Origin of the sequence: Clostridium algifaecis (assembly GCF_017874415.1) — a bacterium.
Taxonomy (GTDB): Bacteria; Bacillota; Clostridia; order Clostridiales; family Clostridiaceae; genus Clostridium_B; species Clostridium_B algifaecis.
On sequence record NZ_JAGGLM010000003.1, the window covers coordinates 72,223 to 90,138 of the forward strand.

At 30.6% G+C, this 17,916-nt stretch carries 19 protein-coding genes and 1 riboswitch; of the genes, 9 read left to right on the top strand and 10 right to left on the bottom strand.

What is annotated here, in order from left to right; genetic code table 11:
* The first annotated feature begins 12 nt into the window (after positions 1 to 12).
* Positions 13 to 117: riboswitch (TPP riboswitch) on the top strand.
* Positions 115 to 603 (top strand): energy coupling factor transporter S component ThiW, encoded by a 489-nt coding sequence (thiW, locus tag J2Z42_RS04155; protein ID WP_209701117.1) that lies wholly within the window; start codon positions 115 to 117, stop codon positions 601 to 603. It overlaps the preceding riboswitch by 3 nt.
* 41 nt (positions 604 to 644) lie before the next feature.
* On the opposite strand, the gene J2Z42_RS04160 is transcribed toward thiW, so the two are convergent.
* The 3 genes from J2Z42_RS04160 to J2Z42_RS04170 form a co-directional block, all read right to left on the bottom strand.
* Positions 645 to 893, bottom strand: coding sequence for a zinc-ribbon domain-containing protein (locus tag J2Z42_RS04160; RefSeq protein ID WP_209701118.1), 249 nt, complete (start codon positions 891 to 893; stop codon positions 645 to 647).
* 6 nt (positions 894 to 899) lie between these two features.
* Complete coding sequence (locus J2Z42_RS04165; RefSeq protein ID WP_209701119.1) at positions 900 to 2,078, bottom strand: hypothetical protein; 1,179 nt, start codon at positions 2,076 to 2,078, stop codon at positions 900 to 902.
* Positions 2,079 to 2,202: 124 nt separating this feature from the next.
* The gene (locus J2Z42_RS04170) at positions 2,203 to 2,952 is read right to left on the bottom strand and encodes a prepilin peptidase (protein ID WP_209701120.1); all 750 of its coding nucleotides are present in this window, start codon (positions 2,950 to 2,952) and stop codon (positions 2,203 to 2,205) included.
* A 188-nt stretch (positions 2,953 to 3,140) separates the two neighbouring features.
* On the opposite strand from J2Z42_RS04170, the gene J2Z42_RS04175 reads away from it, so the two are divergent.
* The 5 genes from J2Z42_RS04175 to J2Z42_RS04195 all read left to right on the top strand — a co-directional run bounded on the left by J2Z42_RS04175 (position 3,141) and on the right by J2Z42_RS04195 (position 8,549).
* Entirely contained in the window at positions 3,141 to 4,586 is a 1,446-nt protein-coding gene (locus J2Z42_RS04175; RefSeq protein WP_342589994.1) for a SpoIIE family protein phosphatase, read from the top strand.
* 16 nt (positions 4,587 to 4,602) lie between these two features.
* Complete coding sequence (locus J2Z42_RS04180) at positions 4,603 to 4,986, top strand: ATP-binding protein (RefSeq protein ID WP_209701121.1); 384 nt, start codon at positions 4,603 to 4,605, stop codon at positions 4,984 to 4,986.
* Positions 4,987 to 5,025: 39 nt separating this feature from the next.
* On the top strand, positions 5,026 to 7,026 hold the full coding sequence (locus J2Z42_RS04185) for a methyl-accepting chemotaxis protein (protein WP_209701122.1): 2,001 nt from the start codon (positions 5,026 to 5,028) through the stop codon (positions 7,024 to 7,026).
* A 14-nt stretch (positions 7,027 to 7,040) separates the two neighbouring features.
* Entirely contained in the window at positions 7,041 to 7,319 is a 279-nt protein-coding gene (locus J2Z42_RS04190) for an STAS domain-containing protein (RefSeq protein WP_209701123.1), read from the top strand.
* 66 nt (positions 7,320 to 7,385) lie between these two features.
* The gene (locus tag J2Z42_RS04195; RefSeq protein WP_209701125.1) at positions 7,386 to 8,549 is read left to right on the top strand and encodes an aminotransferase class I/II-fold pyridoxal phosphate-dependent enzyme; all 1,164 of its coding nucleotides are present in this window, start codon (positions 7,386 to 7,388) and stop codon (positions 8,547 to 8,549) included.
* A 333-nt stretch (positions 8,550 to 8,882) separates the two neighbouring features.
* Here J2Z42_RS04195 and J2Z42_RS04200 read toward each other — a convergent pair whose 3' ends face one another.
* Positions 8,883 to 9,743: a DUF4351 domain-containing protein gene (locus J2Z42_RS04200; protein WP_209701127.1), complete on the bottom strand. Its 861-nt coding sequence runs from the start codon at positions 9,741 to 9,743 to the stop codon at positions 8,883 to 8,885.
* Between the two features lie 675 nt (positions 9,744 to 10,418).
* Here J2Z42_RS04200 and J2Z42_RS04205 point away from each other — a divergent pair.
* A complete protein-coding gene (locus tag J2Z42_RS04205) occupies positions 10,419 to 10,796 on the top strand; it encodes a DUF1523 family protein (protein WP_245331483.1) in 378 nt (125 codons plus the stop codon).
* Between the two features lie 82 nt (positions 10,797 to 10,878).
* On the opposite strand, the gene rfbC is transcribed toward J2Z42_RS04205, so the two are convergent.
* From rfbC to J2Z42_RS04235, 6 genes are all read right to left on the bottom strand, one after another.
* Positions 10,879 to 11,445 (bottom strand): dTDP-4-dehydrorhamnose 3,5-epimerase, encoded by a 567-nt coding sequence (gene rfbC, locus J2Z42_RS04210; protein WP_209701131.1) that lies wholly within the window; start codon positions 11,443 to 11,445, stop codon positions 10,879 to 10,881.
* Between the two features lie 17 nt (positions 11,446 to 11,462).
* Entirely contained in the window at positions 11,463 to 12,344 is an 882-nt protein-coding gene (rfbD, locus tag J2Z42_RS04215; RefSeq protein WP_209701133.1) for a dTDP-4-dehydrorhamnose reductase, read from the bottom strand.
* 5 nt (positions 12,345 to 12,349) lie between these two features.
* Complete coding sequence (gene rfbA / locus J2Z42_RS04220) at positions 12,350 to 13,231, bottom strand: glucose-1-phosphate thymidylyltransferase RfbA (protein WP_209701135.1); 882 nt, start codon at positions 13,229 to 13,231, stop codon at positions 12,350 to 12,352.
* 16 nt (positions 13,232 to 13,247) lie between these two features.
* Positions 13,248 to 14,297: a dTDP-glucose 4,6-dehydratase gene (rfbB, locus tag J2Z42_RS04225; protein WP_209701137.1), complete on the bottom strand. Its 1,050-nt coding sequence runs from the start codon at positions 14,295 to 14,297 to the stop codon at positions 13,248 to 13,250.
* A gap of 171 nt (positions 14,298 to 14,468) precedes the next feature.
* Positions 14,469 to 14,732, bottom strand: coding sequence for a DUF2442 domain-containing protein (locus J2Z42_RS04230; protein ID WP_245331484.1), 264 nt, complete (start codon positions 14,730 to 14,732; stop codon positions 14,469 to 14,471).
* A 12-nt stretch (positions 14,733 to 14,744) separates the two neighbouring features.
* Positions 14,745 to 15,023 (bottom strand): DUF4160 domain-containing protein, encoded by a 279-nt coding sequence (locus tag J2Z42_RS04235; RefSeq protein ID WP_209701139.1) that lies wholly within the window; start codon positions 15,021 to 15,023, stop codon positions 14,745 to 14,747.
* A 533-nt stretch (positions 15,024 to 15,556) separates the two neighbouring features.
* Between J2Z42_RS04235 and J2Z42_RS04245 the strand changes: the two genes are divergently transcribed.
* On the top strand, positions 15,557 to 16,165 hold the full coding sequence (locus tag J2Z42_RS04245) for a hypothetical protein (protein ID WP_209701141.1): 609 nt from the start codon (positions 15,557 to 15,559) through the stop codon (positions 16,163 to 16,165).
* A 145-nt stretch (positions 16,166 to 16,310) separates the two neighbouring features.
* Complete coding sequence (locus tag J2Z42_RS04250) at positions 16,311 to 17,765, top strand: zinc ribbon domain-containing protein (RefSeq protein ID WP_209701143.1); 1,455 nt, start codon at positions 16,311 to 16,313, stop codon at positions 17,763 to 17,765.
* Positions 17,766 to 17,916 lie beyond the last annotated feature (151 nt).

Genomic DNA, 17,916 nt, shown 5'->3' on the forward strand with positions numbered 1-17,916 from the left:
TATTTGTGGTAAAATAATAATAAGGGGAGCCAATAAAGGCTGAGAGTAAGATATATTTCTTAGACCCATAAAAACTGATCTGGATAATACCAGCGTAGGAAAGGAAGTAATTTCATGAAAGTAAAAAATCTAACTGTGTCATCCCTTTTTATAGCTCTGGGGGTTTTAGGTGGTACCTCCATATATATCCCTGTAGGAGTATCCAAATGCTATCCAATACAACATGCAATTAACGTTATAGCTTCAATTATACTTGGACCATTTTATTCAGTGTCCATAGCATTTTGTATATCTCTCATAAGAAATTTTTTAGGCACAGGTTCTCTGCTTGCATTTCCAGGAAGCATGATAGGTGCATTTTTTGCAGGTATATTATATAAAAAGTTTAGTAAACCTATAACAGCTCTCATAGGTGAGATTTTTGGGACTGGAATACTTGGTTCATTATTGGCTGTTCCAATAGCAAATCTAATAATGGGACAAAGTGTTGGAGCAACTGTCTACATAATTCCATTTTTACTAAGCACAACTGGCGGAAGTATAATAGGATATGCAATTATAAAAGTTCTTCAAACTAAAATCAGTACAGTTTTAATTAAATAGCACAGAAATGGAAAAGAGGCAGTTCAATTGAGCCGTCTCTTTTATTTTTTAACAATTAGAGAAATTAATTTAAGAGAAATAGCAAATACACCTATTGTCAATATAGTTATGCCAAAAATTTTCAGATTTTGACGATTAAGCTTGAATCTTTTTTGAGGAGAAGTATTATGTATTTCATCATACTCAAATGTATCTTCTTCTTCGTTATTTTTCTCCTGCTTTGCTCCGCAATAAATACAAAACTTATCATTTTCATTTAATTCCGTTCCACATTCTCTGCACTTAGGCAATTAAAATCACTTCCTTCTCCCTCCATTTATAAGCTTATATTTGTATAAAAGCCATAAAAAAGGATCTTCCACCCTATGTGGTGTAATTTCTGAAATTCTATTATCACATGGAGAAGAACCAAGGGCAGTCAATGCAAAATAAGCATGATTCTTAAAATTAGAATTGAGCTGATTTACAAAATTTTCACCACCCCAGCTTCTAAGTAAAGCTTCCACCGTCTCACTTATATCTTCAAAATCAGACAAATCAAAATATCCTTTGTTGACACGTCCGCCAGAATAATTTATAAATTTTGACTGATCTATAAGCGGCTTGATTGTATCAATTTTTGACAGAGCTACTGCCACAGGTATGTCTATAGGTTTATCAATTTTTATACCGTTCCCTTTTCTAATGAGATTTACCGTTCTTGACAGTAAATCCTCTATCTCTCTATCTTCATCCACAGCCTCAATATCCTTGGAAAGCTTCTGCCTTACACTTCTCATTTGAAGTGGATCAATCAAAAATATTATTCCTGATGAACTATATATATATTTGTCAAAAGTTTTCATAGCTTCTTCAGAATTAAGATCCTCCCCGGATGTATCAAAGAAAGCAATAGTTGCAGCATTATTTTTCAGCTTGCTTTTTACAAAACTTTCAATTATGTTGTTCCCCTTAAAGGTAAAGTTATATATAAGAGGTTGTTTTACACATGGTTCTATTTTTGCAGATCGTGTGGAATCTATTGTTTCACCTTTCCTAAAAATAGCATTGAAAAAATCTCTCCTGTATTTGCTTATCGTTTCATCGTTAGCTGCTGAAAAACTATAATTAAAATTTGAAGATATTTCATTCATCAATTTATTAATCAAAACTGCAATATAATGACTTTTACCTGCTCCTCTGTCACCCACTACTGTAAAAATCAAATTGTCATATTCTCCAATCGAATTAGGGAGCTCCGACTTGCAACTTGGACATATTTTTATGTTTGTTTCCTTACCACATTCATTACAAAATACAAGATCCAGCATTTTATTCTTATTATCATCAATTCTAGGTTTAATTGGTATACGATTTTTAGCATTGCTGCAAACTTCCGGATCATTTGCACAAAGAAAATTAACTTCATTTAAATCGTGCTTTGAAAAACAATATGGACATATATAATAATCTTTTTTTCTAAAGTTAAATTTCATATTAAATCCCTCCGCATACTAATTATGCTTCTTTAATTTTGTTAGAAACATATAATACAATTTATTATAACAGACTGCAGTATTTAATATATGAAGAATTTTTTAAATTTATAATTCCAAAATATTATAAATACCAGTTTAAGATATTCTGACCTAACAGCACCGTTATAACAGATGCCGCCGCAATAAATGGTCCAAAAGGTATATAATCTTTTCTTGATTTTTTACCTGATAAAATAAGTATTACAGCTGCAATTGCTCCTATAACAAAAGATAAAAACAACATGACAAAAGTAAGCTCAAGCCCGAGGAACATTCCACATACAAAGCAGATCTCCATATCACCCCATCCCATTCCACCTTTTGTTATGACAATAATTAGCGACAAAAGCCCTCCGCCTAATATACCTCCATAAACATATGTCTTTACAGGAAACCCGATATAATAATATGATGCTAAAAATATAATAGATGAAATTAAACCCACTATTGTAGTTTCAAAATAAACATTTGTCGTATTAAAATCTATTATACCTACCACAATCAAAATACTTATAAATGTTATGTATTTTACAATACTTATGCTAATTCCAAATTTAACGTAAAGCATGAGATATAAAATACCAGTAACAAATTCCACAATAGGGTATTTTTTAGATATCTTCTCTCCACAATATCTGCATTTTCCTTTCAAAACAATGTAACTTGCTACAGGAATTAAATCATACCATTTAATTTTTCTTCCACAGCTTGTGCAGTGAGAAGGTGTATATACAACAGATTCCTGCAGCGGTATTCTATATATACATACATTCAAAAAACTTCCAATTATAGTTCCAAAAATAAATATAATAATTCCATAGTAAATATACATATACAAATCTCCGCATTTCTTAGTATTTTTGTTATTATTATCATTTACAAAAGGAAATATTTTATACATTTTTCCATAAAAATAGTACAATTCCAGACAATTACTTAAAACTTTAAAATTTTTTTAATATGTTGTATTATTAGAATAAACACTTTATATACAGAATAATTTATATGAATTGAAGGAAAGTGAGCTTTATTTTAAAAATGCTTGATGATAAAACTTATAATTTAAATGTTTTAAAAAATGTTTTAAAAGATATTGCTGATATAATAGGAGTATTTGACCTAGATAAGACAATTTTATTTCTAAACGATGCTGCATATAATTTCTATAAAAAAAATCCTGAGCAGATTAGAAATAAAAAATGTTTTGAAATGTTAAATAAAAAAGAGCTTTGTAAAGGCTGCGGCATCGAAAAAGCCATTAAAACCAAAAAAGTTATAAGATATAAAAAGTATATTCCAGAATTAAATAAATTTGTGGAATGTACTTATAACCCTGTGTTAAATAGTTCAAAAGAGGTAATGTTCGTTGTTGAAAATTTAAAAGATATTACTACAATTAACATTCTTGTAAATACCCTTAAAGAAAGTGAGGAAAGATATCGTAAAATCATTGATCTTTCTCCAGAGGCAATTGTTATCATAGTAGATAATAAAATTGTTTTAGCAAATAATAAAGCTTGCACATTATTAGGCAGCGATTGTACTGAAATTATGGGAAACAGTATATACAAATATATACATCCACAATTTGCAAAAATAGCTCGTAAAAGAATAAAAAAACATCTAAAAGAAAAAAAATCAAAAGCTATTTTTGATTATAAAATTGTACGTTATGATAATAGCATAGTTGAAGTTGAGATATCCTCAAGCTATCTAACTTACATAGGTAGTCCTGCAATTCAGGCAATTATTAGAAACATTACTCAGATGAAAAAAAATTTGAATGAAGCTGCTAAATTTCAACAAAAATATATCGAAGGTACATCTCCTTTTCCTGAAAAACTTGAAATGGAGAGTCTTTACATGCCAGCTAGAACCGTAAGTGGAGATTTTTTCAAGCTTTACAAAGTCAATCAAGACTTGGTGATTGGAATAATTGGGGATGTCAGCGGTAAAGGTATCAGGGCAGCACTTAACGTATCAGCATTTTTTGTTCTATTTCGTGAAGCAATCCTAATCAGTGATACTCCTTCCCAAATAGTTAAATTTTTAAATAAAAAAATTGTCGATTATTTAGGTGATAATCATTATATTGCAGCTTGTTGTTTTAGTCTGGATTTTAAAGAAAATAAAGCAAAAATAATAGGTGCAGGAATAAATCAATTTATGTTCCAGAGAAGCAAGCATTCTGCAGAAGAGATTATTGTAAAGGGACCTTTTTTAGGTATGTTCGAAAACGGAATATTTGATGAGAAAACAATCCACTTTGAAGAAGGTGATAAATTTTATTTTCCTACTGATGGATTGGAATTCATATTTGATGATAATGAACTCAAGCAAAATTATCTTAAATCACATACAATCCCTGAATTTATAACCTATTTAAAAAATACTTTAAACAACACAATTAATGACGGTGATGCTTTAAAAGATGACAGCACAATAATTGCACTAGAAATCAAATAACTTTGGAGGACTGTGAATGAAAAATAAGGAATTTATCCTTTATGGATTATCTAAATACAAACAAACTATAGACGAAATTATCACAGAATTGAATGCAGCTAATAATGATTTTGATATTAGGTTAATACTTACGGAAGCTCTAACAAATGCTTTTAAACATGGTAATAAAATGAACGTGAACAAGCCTATTTATTTAAAATATTATTACGATGGTTCCAATGTAAAATTTGAAATTAAAGATTGTGGAACCGGACTTAAAAATGTAAAAATTAATGAGGAATTGAATGATAAAAACATATTAAAAAATGAAGGAAGAGGATTATTTCTTATTAAAAATCTTTCAGATAATGTTAAATTAAAACAAAACACTCTAATTATACAAAAATCTCTGGCTTCATAAATCACAACAATATATAAACTTTAATTTGGAGGTATTTTAATGAAAACAAGTTTAAAGAATAAATTGGGACTGATGTTTTTTGTATTTATAGCAGTTCCGCTTGTCATTTTAGGAATTTTTTCTTATACTATGGCATCCAGAGCACTACAAAATTCAACAGAACTTCAATTAAGAGAAACTACCAACCAAACTGTCAAAAGTATAAATTCAACCATAGATTCGACAGATAAATATATTAAAATTTTAAGTTCTGACGAAAGAATGGCAAAAGTTGCTTCAGGCGATAATAGCTATACTGCTGATGTTTATAACTATTTACAAAAAATACAGAAAGAAAACAGCAATATAGTAGAAACTTTGTCTATAGCAAATACATCAGCTAAAGGAATTGTAAGCAACTCAAGTGAAAATTACAATGTTGACTATAGTGATAGAGACTTTGTCATGGATGCCCTAAAAGGTACTCCAGGTGCACATAAAAAAACTGTCTTGATATCAAGAATTACCGGCAAACCAATAGTAGGAGTTGCATATCCTTTAAAAATTAATAATAAAGTTGTAGGTGCAATAGTCGGAATTATGTCCTTTGATAGTATTTCCAATGTAGTGTCCAATATCAAAATAAGCAACTATGGATATTCATATATGGTTAATAAAGATGGACTTGTTATCTCTCATCCAAGCACCAGCAAAATATTCAAAGAAAATATTTTAAACAGCAATAATGACCAGCTGAAAGCTTTAATAAATAAGGCTAAATCAAATGGAAGTTCTGAGGGCTACTACACTTATGATGGAGTCCGCAAATTTGGGAAGTTTGTTTCAAACAATAATTGGATTATAGCAGTAGGAGCTGACTATAACAAATATATGTCTTCCGCTATAGATATTAGAAATTTTACAATTATAATTTCTATATTATCCATATTAATTGCAGTACTTTTAGCATATAAACTTTCTAATAGAAATATAATAAATCCTATTAAGAACTTAGAAGCTTTAATGGAGCAAGCTGGTAATGGTGATTTAACAGTAAAATCTAAAATAAATACACAGGATGAAATACAAACCTTGGGTGAATATTTTAATAAGATGCTTGAACATCAGCAAAATACAATACTTGACGTTAAAAATAGTTCTGAAAACCTGGCTTCTGCTTCACAAGAATTAGCTACTTCCAATGAAGAGATAAGTTCATCTACTGAACAGATAAGTAAAACTATACAAAGAGTTGCAAAGGATTCTGAAACTCAAAATGATTCAATTGTAGAAGTATCACAGGTTCTTGTTCAACTTTCAAGCCTTGTTCAAATATCTCAAAGCAGGGCTCTTACAGCCAAAAAAAATTCTGATAATACTATGGATACGGCAGAAGAAGGAAGAAGTAAAATTGAAAAAACAGTCTCTGCTATTGAAAATATTCGTAAATCATCAAATAAGACAGAGAATACACTTAAAGTATTACAGGAGCTTTCAAAGAAAGTCAGTGGGATTATTGATACCATAAATGATATTTCATCTCAAACCAATTTGCTAGCATTAAATGCAGCTATTGAAGCAGCAAGGGCTGGTGAGCATGGAAAAGGCTTTACCGTAGTTGCTGATGAAGTTCGTAAGCTTTCAGAACAAACTAATGTAGGTGCAAATGAAATATCCTCATTAATAAATGAAATGGTAGCTGAAATAGACAGGGCTGTAGAAAATATGTCTTCAAGCAAAGGTGCTGTAGAAGATGGAGTAGTCATAGTAAAAAATACAGACAAGTCCTTTGTCAGTATTATAGATGCAGTAAATTTAATAGCAAGTGATATAGAACAAATAGCAGATGTTACAAAAAATGAAGTAGCTACTTCCGATAAAATAATAGGTCTTATCAATAAAGTAGCAACTATAACTGAAGATAATGCAGCTAGCAGTGAAGAAGTTGCTGCATCTACTGAAGAACAAAATTCAGCAATTGAAAATGTGACAGCAAGTGCAGAGGAAACAAGTGCTCTTGCAGAATCACTAAACAATCTTGTAGAAAAATTTAAAATTTAAGGTGGGTGATCTAAATGAGTGAATTAAATATTGAAATACCAGAAAATTTTGCTGTTGATGAGGCTGACGAGCTTAGAAAAAAACTTGATTACTTATTAGATAAAAATGAAAAAAGTTTTGTACTTGATTTCAGCAAATGTACTTTTATTGACAGCACAGGCCTTGGAGTCTTAGTATCAGCTTACAAAAAGTGCAAAAATGTAAATGGCACCTTCAAACTTCATTCTGTCAATGACCAGGTCATGAAAATTTTTAAAATGACCAGATTAGACAAAGTATTTGACATAGAATAGAAAAAACAGTAACACATCCTCCTTAGTGATATAATGTAATAAATAATAAAACTAAGGAGGTTTAAAATGATTTTTTCTAAAAAAATGGAAAAGCTTGCTTCTTCTATATTTTCACAACTCAACTATAGAAAGGACAAGCTTATATCTGAAGGTAGAGAAGTAATTGACTTTAGCATTGGTACTCCAGACATACCACCTGCACCTCATATTGTTAAAACACTGGTAGAGGAATCGGGGAAAATAGAAAATTACATATACGCTGTAAACGATACAAGTGAATTGACAAATTCAGTAAAAAATTGGTATGATAGACGATATGGAGTAAAACTCAAAAATGATGAAATAGTCTCTCTTCTTGGATCTCAAAGTGGTTTTGCAGAATTATCGCTGTCTCTTATAGATGCTGGTGATATAGTATTAACACCTGATCCAGGATATCCTATTTTTACTGTAGGCCCCTATCTTGCTGGTGCAAAAATAGTTAAAATGCCCCTGTTAAAAGAAAACAATTATCTTGTCGATTTTGATGCAATAGATGAGGAGACAGCAAAAAAAGCAAAACTCATGGTAATATCATATCCAAATAATCCAACTACCGCCACAGCTCCAAGGGATTTTTACATAAGGCTTGTTGCATTTGCAAAAAAGTACAATATAATAGTACTTCATGACAATGCATACAGTGAACTTGTATTTGATGGCACCACAGGAGACAGTTTTCTATCCATACCCGGAGCTAAAGATATTGGAATTGAATTCAATTCTCTATCAAAGACTTACAGCATACCTGGTTGCAGAATTGCCTTTGCTGTTGGCAATAAGGACGTTATAAATCAGCTAAGGATATTAAAATCCCATGTTGACTACGGCATGTTTCTTCCATTTCAAAAAGCCGCTGCTGCAGCTTTAAACGGTCCACAGGACTATGTTCAATTTGTAAAAAATACTTACAAAAAAAGAAGAGATCTGTTAATTGAAGGATTATCTAAAATTGGCTGGAATATTGATAGCACTGGAGGCAGTATGTTTGTATGGGCTGCTATTCCTAAAAAATATAAATCCTCCCTGCAATTTACCTTCGATCTTATGGACAAGACTGGAGTTATTGTAGTACCTGGCAGCAGCTTTGGTAAACATGGAGAAGGCTTCGTACGTTTCGCCCTCGTACAAAATGAGGAAAAGATAGCCATGGCAATACACTCAATTGAAGCCAGTAAAATATTAATATAAAATTAAAACCACCAATTAGCTATAATATAAACTAATTGGTGGTTAAGCAACACCTAACTCATTTGAGTACCCTGTTTCTACTTGAATATTGATCACCCTTCTTCAATTACCTTCTACAATGTATTAATACACCATAAAAATTAAAATTTCCATATTAATAATTTTATCTATAATAGATTTAGCCAATCTCTCCTGTTGTATAATATTCTAATAATAGTAATTGTTTTACTTTCATCATTAGCACTATAAAATACAATTCTGCATATCAGCCAATGCTTCTTTAAATGGTCTCACTTTTTTCTTTTGCATTGCATCTACACCCTCATTAATATATTAAAAATATTTTTCTAAATCTTCTATACTATCCATATCAAATATATCTGTAGCAATAACTTCAAGACTATCACTTGAAAGTGTCTTTATTTTTTCAGCATAGCCATCAGGTAATTTTTTAAATTTCTTTATCAATTGTTTTATAATTAATTCTGATTTTCCCTCTGATCTACCTTCTTCTCTACCTTCATCTCTTATCATTCTTCCTATCTCAGTCATAGAAATCCTCTCCTTTAATTTTTTCTTGATGGATAAATCTCCAAACTTATCCAATAATACATAAAGCATGCTCATGCAATCTAGTCTAGACTGTCTATCTTTTATATTTTCTGCTAAATCTAAACTTTTTATTGCTCTTTCACTTTTACTCCCTTCACCATTCATAAGCGGCAAAAATGTTATGCTTAATATATCATCTTTAGTTAATTTTTCTTTATTACATATCTTATTGTTTAAATATTCTAGTTTTTCATCGCCATTTATATTTTTCATATAAAATGGCTCTACTCTATACTTTATGGTTCCTGCATCTACACATTCATCTGAATTTTCTATATCTGAGGAATATATTACAATAGTTCTTATTTTCCTCTTTTCCCTATAGAATAATGAAGCATCATAGTAAAGAAATCTTTTAATATCGTCTTTTTTATTTGTAGTTTGAAATTCAAAGTGAAGATAGTTACCGTCTTCTGTATAAAACAAGTAATCCATATATTTTGTTTTTATTTCTATGTTTTTTATTTCTATTTCAGCAGGAGCTATTATTTTTGTGTTTATATTGAAAAAATCAACTGCACTCTGCTGAAATATCTCCATAGCTTTTTTAAATACTGTGTCCTCATATTTATTATAGTCCATTTTAGTTATCCCTTTCCAGAAAATTTTATTTTTATTTCTATCTTTATTATTTTCATATAGGGATAATTTTATACAAACACTTGTTCTTTTATATTGTAAAATTAAAACCACCAATTAGCTATAATATAAACTAATTGGTGGTTAAGCAACACCTAACTCATTTGAGTACCCTGTTTCTACTTGAATATTGATCACCCTTCTTCAATTACCTTCTACAATGTATTAATACACCATAAAAATTTATTCTATACTTAATAATTAACCATCTAACAAATGATTTAATTGTAAAACCAACTTGCTCATTTCATGGGACTTGTAAATGTTATTCGTTTTTCTTGAACATTTTCATAAATCAAACTTTCATAAGCATTCCCTTAGATATCTTTTTATAACTTACTTCAGTGAATATTAAATTATATTTACTTTTTTAAAATAAGTGTATTAATATCTGATTCACTTAGACTTTTTATTTCCTTAAAACACTTTCTTAAGTACTTTTCGTGAGTTAGGGCTGCCAGAAGAAGTTCTATCCTTCTTCTTAATTCTATTGTATAGTAAACGTTTAAATAAGTCAACTGTTTTTTATTATTTTTAATTTCCTCCTTAAGTAATAATATACAAAAAAGACTAGTAAATATATACTAGACTAATATTATCAATTAAGAGATTTTTATGATGAAAAATAAAACTTTAAAATATAAGATTAGAACAGTACTAGTTTGTATTATTATACTAGCAATTGTAATCATGCTTCAGCCGCATTTATTTAGGAATACTTACACAGTAATCATTTCAAGTAAACAAATAGAACATAAATCTGATAAAAAAAATTTATATTTAATTTATGCACAGCTAAATGACGGTACCGTAAGGGTTTTTAAGGATACAAACAGTTTATTGGAATTTAAATTTAACTCTTTGGATATTTATGGTGGATTAAGAATCAACAGAAAATATGAAATTAAAGTATATGGTCTGAGAATACCATTCCTATCATCTTATCAAAATATTGTAGAAGTTAAGGCTGTAAAACCATATAATGAGTGGCAATAACATAGCTTAAAAGGGGCTGTCGCATTAATAAATTTACATACAATATGTTGTTAGGTTTATTCTTAGTGCGACAGTTCCATAATTAAAACGATATTTTTGAATCTTTAAGCTTAGGCCACAATTTGTCCTTTCCAGAAAAGATAATATTATCTATGCCATCAAGCGGCCATTTTACATTTATATCAGGATCATTCCAGATAAGACCGCCTTCAACTTCAGGATGGTAGAAATCTGTACATTTGTAGCAAAACTCAGCTTCATCTGAAAGTACTAAAAATCCATGTGCAAAACCTTCCGGTATGTAAAACTGTTTCTTGTTTTCTTCTGATAAAGTAACCCCTACCCATTTGCCATAGGTTTCAGAACCTTTTCTTAAATCAACAGCCACATCAAAAACTTCACCTTTTACAACTCTAACCAGTTTACCCTGTGAATATTCTCTCTGGAAATGAAGCCCCCTGAGCACTCCCTTTTTAGATTTGGACTGGTTGTCCTGAACAAAAACCATATCAAGTCCAGCTTCTTTAAAATCATTATAATTATAAGTTTCCATGAAATAACCCCTGTTATCTCCGAAAACACCTATTTCTATTATATATACACCTTTAATATTCGTTTTATTAAATTTAAATTTACCCGTTTTAATCAATTCCTTCCTTACAACAATTAGTTTAACTGTTTTTCAATAAATGATTTTAGTGCATCCTGCCACTGCCTCATATCATCACCAACAGTACACCTTAGCATCATATTATCAAGCGATGAAAATTCCGGCCTTTTAGCTGCCCTGTTAAGTTTTTCAGAAGTCATAGGAGACACGCTGCAAGCTATACCTGCATATTCTACAATTTTTGACGCAAAATCGTACCAGCTGCACTCCCCTTTTCCAGTACAGTGGTATATCCCATATTCATTTGTAAGTGGCAACTTTAAAATATGGTAGGCTAAATCCTCTGCATTAGTTGGATTGCCTCTCTGGTCATTTACCACATCCAGATGTCCTTTTTCCTTTGCAGCTTTGAGTATAGTATACACAAAGTTCTTCCCATATAAGCCATAAAGCCAGGCTGTCCTTACTATAAAATATCTGCTGCAATTTTCTCTCACATACTGCTCCCCTAAAAGCTTTGTCTTGCCATAAACACTTACAGGAGCAGGCAGATCATATTCTCTAAATGGAATAGAACCTTTGCCGCCAAAAACATAGTCTGTCGAAATATGTATTAGTTTTGCCTTAACATTTTCAGCAGCTATGGCAAGATTTCTTGAACCGATTGAATTTACTTTAAAAGCATTTTCAAAATCGGTTTCACATTTATCAACATTTGTATAAGCCGCACAATTTATTATAATATCAGGCTCATATTCCCGGACAAAATCAATAACATCATTTATCCTTGATATATCAAGTTCTTCTCTCGTTACATACTTAATTTCAGAACCTGAATAAATCTTATCAAGAGCTCCAAGCTCAGACTTGCCACTCTCAAGAATACTGCGGAGTTGTGAAGCAAGTTGTCCTCCAGCTCCCGTAATCAATATTTTCAATAAAATCACTTCCTCTTAGATGTATTAATCAAACTCAAAATATATTTTCCATAATCAACTTTTTTGAGTGGTTCAGCAAGTTTTAAAAGCTGGGCATCATTTATGTACCCTTTTCTATATGCAATTTCCTCTATACAAGCGACATAAAGCCCCTGCCTTGTCTGAACAGCTTCTACAAAATTTGCTGCATTTAAAAGTCCGGCTGCAGTCCCTGTATCAAGCCATGCCATTCCACGTCCAAACAACTCTACTTTGAGCTTCCTTCTCTTTAAATATTCATTGTTTACATCCGTAATTTCAAGCTCTCCCCTTGCCGAAGGCTTGATATTCTTTGCAATTTCTACTACATCATTGGTATAAAAATATAGTCCCGGCACTGCATAATTGGATTTTGGATTTGATGGCTTTTCCTCTATGGAAATTACATTGAAATCACTGTCAAATTCCACTACACCAAAAGCTTTTGGATCACTCACATGGTATCCAAATATTGTCGAACAATCATGATTGTTTGAAGCAGTTTCAAGTCTCTCCGTAAAACCATATCCATGAAACACATTATCTCCAAGTACAAGCGCCACATCATCCTTGCCTATAAACTTTTCCCCAACTATAAAAGCCTCTGCAAGTCCCCCCGGTTCATATTGAATTTTATACTCAAAATTAAGTCCAAGCTGGCTTCCATCACCAAAAAGCTCTTTGAAAGTATCTATATCTCTCGGAGTGGAAATAATTAGAATATCACGTATCCCCGCAAGCATGAGAACAGACAATGGATAGTAAATCATTGGCTTGTCATATATCGGTATGATTTGCTTGGATATTGCCTTGGTCATCGGGTAAAGTCTTGTACCAGAACCACCTGCCAGTATTATGCCTTTTCGCATTGGTTACACCCCTTTTTTATAAGTACATCTTTTTGTAGTAGTTCTGATAATCTCCGCTGGTTACATTCTCCATCCAGTCTTTATTATCCAGGTACCATTTTATAGTCTTTATTATTCCATCTTCAAACCTGGTCTCAGGATACCAGCCAAGCTCAGTTTTGATCTTTTCAGGGTCAATGCCATATCTCCTGTCATGTCCTTTTCTGTCTTCAACATATCTTATAAGACTTTCATCAACAGAGGAATCCACATTGTCATGTATATAAGAAATTATTGTTTTCACTATATGTATGTTTGTTCTCTCATTATGGCCGCCTATATTGTATACTTGTCCAACTTTTCCATTTTCCATAACCATGTCTATAGCCTTGCAGTGATCCTCTACATAGAGCCAGTCTCTTATATTAAGTCCATCTCCATATATAGGAAGTTCTCTTTTATTAAGACAATTATTTATAATAAGAGGTATTAATTTCTCGGGAAATTGATAAGCTCCGTAATTGTTGGAACACCTTGTAATATTTAATGGCATTTTGTATGTATCATAATATGCCTTCACCATTAAATCTGCAGAAGCCTTGCTGGAGGAATAAGGACTGTGAGAATCAAGTGGAGTTTTCTCTGTAAAATATCCATCTTTTCCAAGTGAGCCATACACCTCATCTGTGGAAACCTGAAGATATTTCTTTCCACTTTTAAAACCATCTCCTAAAATCCAATCATTTTTTGCAGCATTTAAAAGAGTTACAGTACCCAAGACATTGGTCTTCACAAAGGTTTCAGGCTCCCTTATACTCCTGTCCACATGAGACTCTGCTGCAAAGTTAACCACATAGTCTATGTCATGCTTTTCAAATACCTGCTGTAGTTTGTCCTTATCACATATATCTCCCTGTATAAAGAGATAATTAGAGTTGTTCTCTACAGATTTTAGATTTTCAAGATTTCCTGCATAAGTTAATTTATCATAATTTATAATTTTTATATTCTCATGCTTTTTAAACATGTAATGAATAAAATTAGAGCCTATAAAACCTGCTCCTCCTGTTACTAGATAAGTTTTCATGAATATCACCTTTCAAATAAGTATGACTATTAAAATAAATTTAAATATAGTATTATTATACAATGCTTAAACTCTAAGTAAAAGCATTATTTATACTTCCCCTCAACATAAAAAACAGGGTAAATCACTCTACCCTGTTTACTACCTTCTTTACATATCCAATATCAATTGCTATATTTCAATTGCCTTATCATATTCATAACTTTTAATATACAGAGTGTCCCTGCTCAAATCAGCTCCACATTCCCAACATACTGTTCCAAACTCAATATATATTTTTTTAAATTCATTTAAATTATTTATAGGCTTAAAAACCTCATATTGAAGATATGGTTTAACATCAAATATTTTTTGTTCATTTGTTTCAAATTTTAATAACAATTTGTAATCTTTAAGAACATTAACCTCAATAACTTTTGGACTCATTTTATTCATTATAACACCTCTTTATAAATTTATTTTAGGTGGTATTTTTTCAAAGTTTTTTCCTGAAACTGCTTTATTCCATCTATCCCATAATTCTTCCTTATGGATAAGAATCCAAGCAGTAATTATTTTATGAGTTCTATTATCAATTCTGCCTGCTAATATCTTCCCTGTCGCTATTGAAATGGACGCTTCTTTTCCATCAGACAATTCTATATGAAATTGTGGTTCCTGATGCCTATCAGTATCCATATAATTCATATATATTCTTACATTATCAAATCTAGTTAACTCGCCCATTTAATCACCTACATTATATTAATAATATTATTATATCATACTACATTCGCTTATAGAATACTTCCTTATTGACTTTAACAATAGATACTGTATAATTAAATTAACAAATTGAAATAATAAAAACAGGGTGTTGTAGCACCCTGTAGTATACAATTATAGTTATTCAGGCAACTAGCTTAGCTAATTAATTATTTAAAAAAGTAGCCATAACCATTGCATCGGTGGGCTACTTTTTTATTTTATCTATAAGTACGATAACTAAATTTATCAAAGCTACCAAAAATGATAGAGCAGCAAAAACTACTATAAACATTTCGTACATATGTATCACCTCCCTCCTAAAAGGGATAGCAATACCAGTGGCCCACACACAACTATATTAAATTGTATGTAGATAGTTTATCATACCATGATATTTAGAGCAACTATTAAAATCAATCAATCCACAGTTAGAAATTCTTCTGAAAATTAATATTATAATTATCGCCTAAATTGGCAAACTATAAGTAAATCTATTTCGGGAGGAAAATAAAATGTTAAAAAGAAATATTAAAATAATAGCTGCTTTAACTATTTTAACTTCATTAAATATGAATTTCACGATTGTGCATGCTTCATCAGTCAAGATTAGCTCTACAATCAGTGAAACTACATTTAAAAACAATAATCACAGACATCATGATTACAAGCCACGTCTTGATAAACTGGTACATGATGGTGTTATAACTGAAAAGCAAGAAAATGCTGCACTAAATTTAATAAAATCCGATGAATTCCACGAATTTATGAAAAAGAATCATAAATGTTCAAGAAATAATTTAGATGCTCTTGTTAAAAATGGAACTATAACGAGCAATCAGGAAACTTCCATTAAAAAAGCATTTTTATCTTCAAAAAAACAGGGTAAAAAATTTAAAACTTCTTTTAACAATGAGCTTGATGCCCTTGTAAATAAAAAGATCATAAATGAGAAACAAAAGACAGCAGTACAAAATTCATTTATTGCTTGCAGGAAGGAACATATCAATAATTTAACTGTATTTTTTAAACATAAATTTGACACTCTTGTGAATAATGGCACAATAACACAAAAGCAAGAGGACGCCATAATCAAAAGCTTAATAACTTTTAAACATAAATAATAATATTAAATCCCCTTAATTATGATGATGTTAAGGGGATTATATTTTTTGAAAATTTTGTAGAATAAAGCATTAACCTATGTTAATATATTATTCATAAAATAAAAATTAATTCTAAGATCAAGTATAAGGGGGCATTAATAAATTGAAATTTTGTGTTAAATGCGGAAATAAATTGGAAGATACTGATATGTTCTGTCCAAAATGCGGACAAAAATGTGGTGGACAAGTAAAAGAACAAAAGGATAGCAAGAGTGTAGAAGACACTCAAAGAATTAATACCAAACTTATAAATTCAAAAAGTACTGATTCTGAATTTGAAGAGGAATTTGATGATGAACCACTGGATGATGATATTTTTGATAAAATTAGGAGAAAATTAACTTCTTCAAAAAAGGTAATAGGAATTTCAATAGCAGGAGTTTTATTCGCTTTTTTAATTGTATTTTTTTTAATAGGCAATTCAATGAGCAAACCTTCTGATGTGGTTTCAAAATTTCAAAAAGCAATTTCATCGGATAATAAAGCACAATTAGTTGATATGCTTTATTGTACTGACAGCAGGTTAAAAATAGATGAAAACAGTGTACAACCTCTGATTACTTATTTTAAGGACAATCCTTCTTATTTAAATAAAGTTGTAAGTCAGTTAAATAATGAAGCAGCTAACTCAAATGAAATTTTTGATTCAAAGGCAAAATTTGATATAGTTTATACAGGAAAAAAGTATTTGTTTTTTAAAAATTATAAATTAGCAATAAAGCCTTCTTTTATATCAGTAAGAACAGGAGCAAAAGATGTAGAATTTTCTTTAAATGGTACTCAAATAGCAAAGAGTGATTCAAAGAATTTTTCTAAACAGCTTGGACCTTTTATTCCGGGGAAATATAAACTTAATGCAAATTATAAAAATAGCTTTCAAGCTTTAAATGAATCCCGTGATATAGACTTTATAAACTCAAATGAGGATAGCGTAAATGTAGAAGTGTTTACAGATCTTTCTTATGTGAATATAAATAGCGACTATGAAAATGCAGAGATATTTTTGAACAATAAGGACACTGGAATCAAAGCAAAAGATGCAACTAATTTTGGACCACTTTCTAGTAATTCAGTTATATATGGCGTTGCTTCTGTAAATGGTCAAAAGTTAAGAAGCAGTGATTATGTAGTAAAACCAGGTGATAATTACGCAAAACTCGATTTTACCCAGTCTGAAAATAACATGGCAATGGATCAGTATAAAATGAGGAATTTAATATACTGGTATACATATTATTTTACAGAAGCTGTAAACAGCGGTGATTTTGAAATAATTGAAAATTACCTGTATCCTGGAAGCTCCCTTTACAATGAGCAAAAAAGTTATGTTGCAACTACTTATGAAAAGGGCATAAAGGAAGATATAAAATCTTTCAACGTAACTTCTTACAACATAAGTGATGATAAAAGGTCAGGAACTGTAAGTACAGAAGAAGTTTATAATATATATCAAAAGGACAGCACAGAACCTAGCACCAAGACATTTCACTACACCTACACATTTATGTATAATGAAGAGTTTTCTGGATATCAACTTTCTGGTATAAAGGTTAACTAATAACGTAAGTGGTGAATTACCCGATGTATATCTGGAAAATAAACAAGTTATAGCCATTTGTTAGAATCGCCATAACTTGTTTATTCTATAATCTTACTTTGTTTTTTGTATATTAATCTAAGATAAAATACATATCTTTAATTTTACTCCA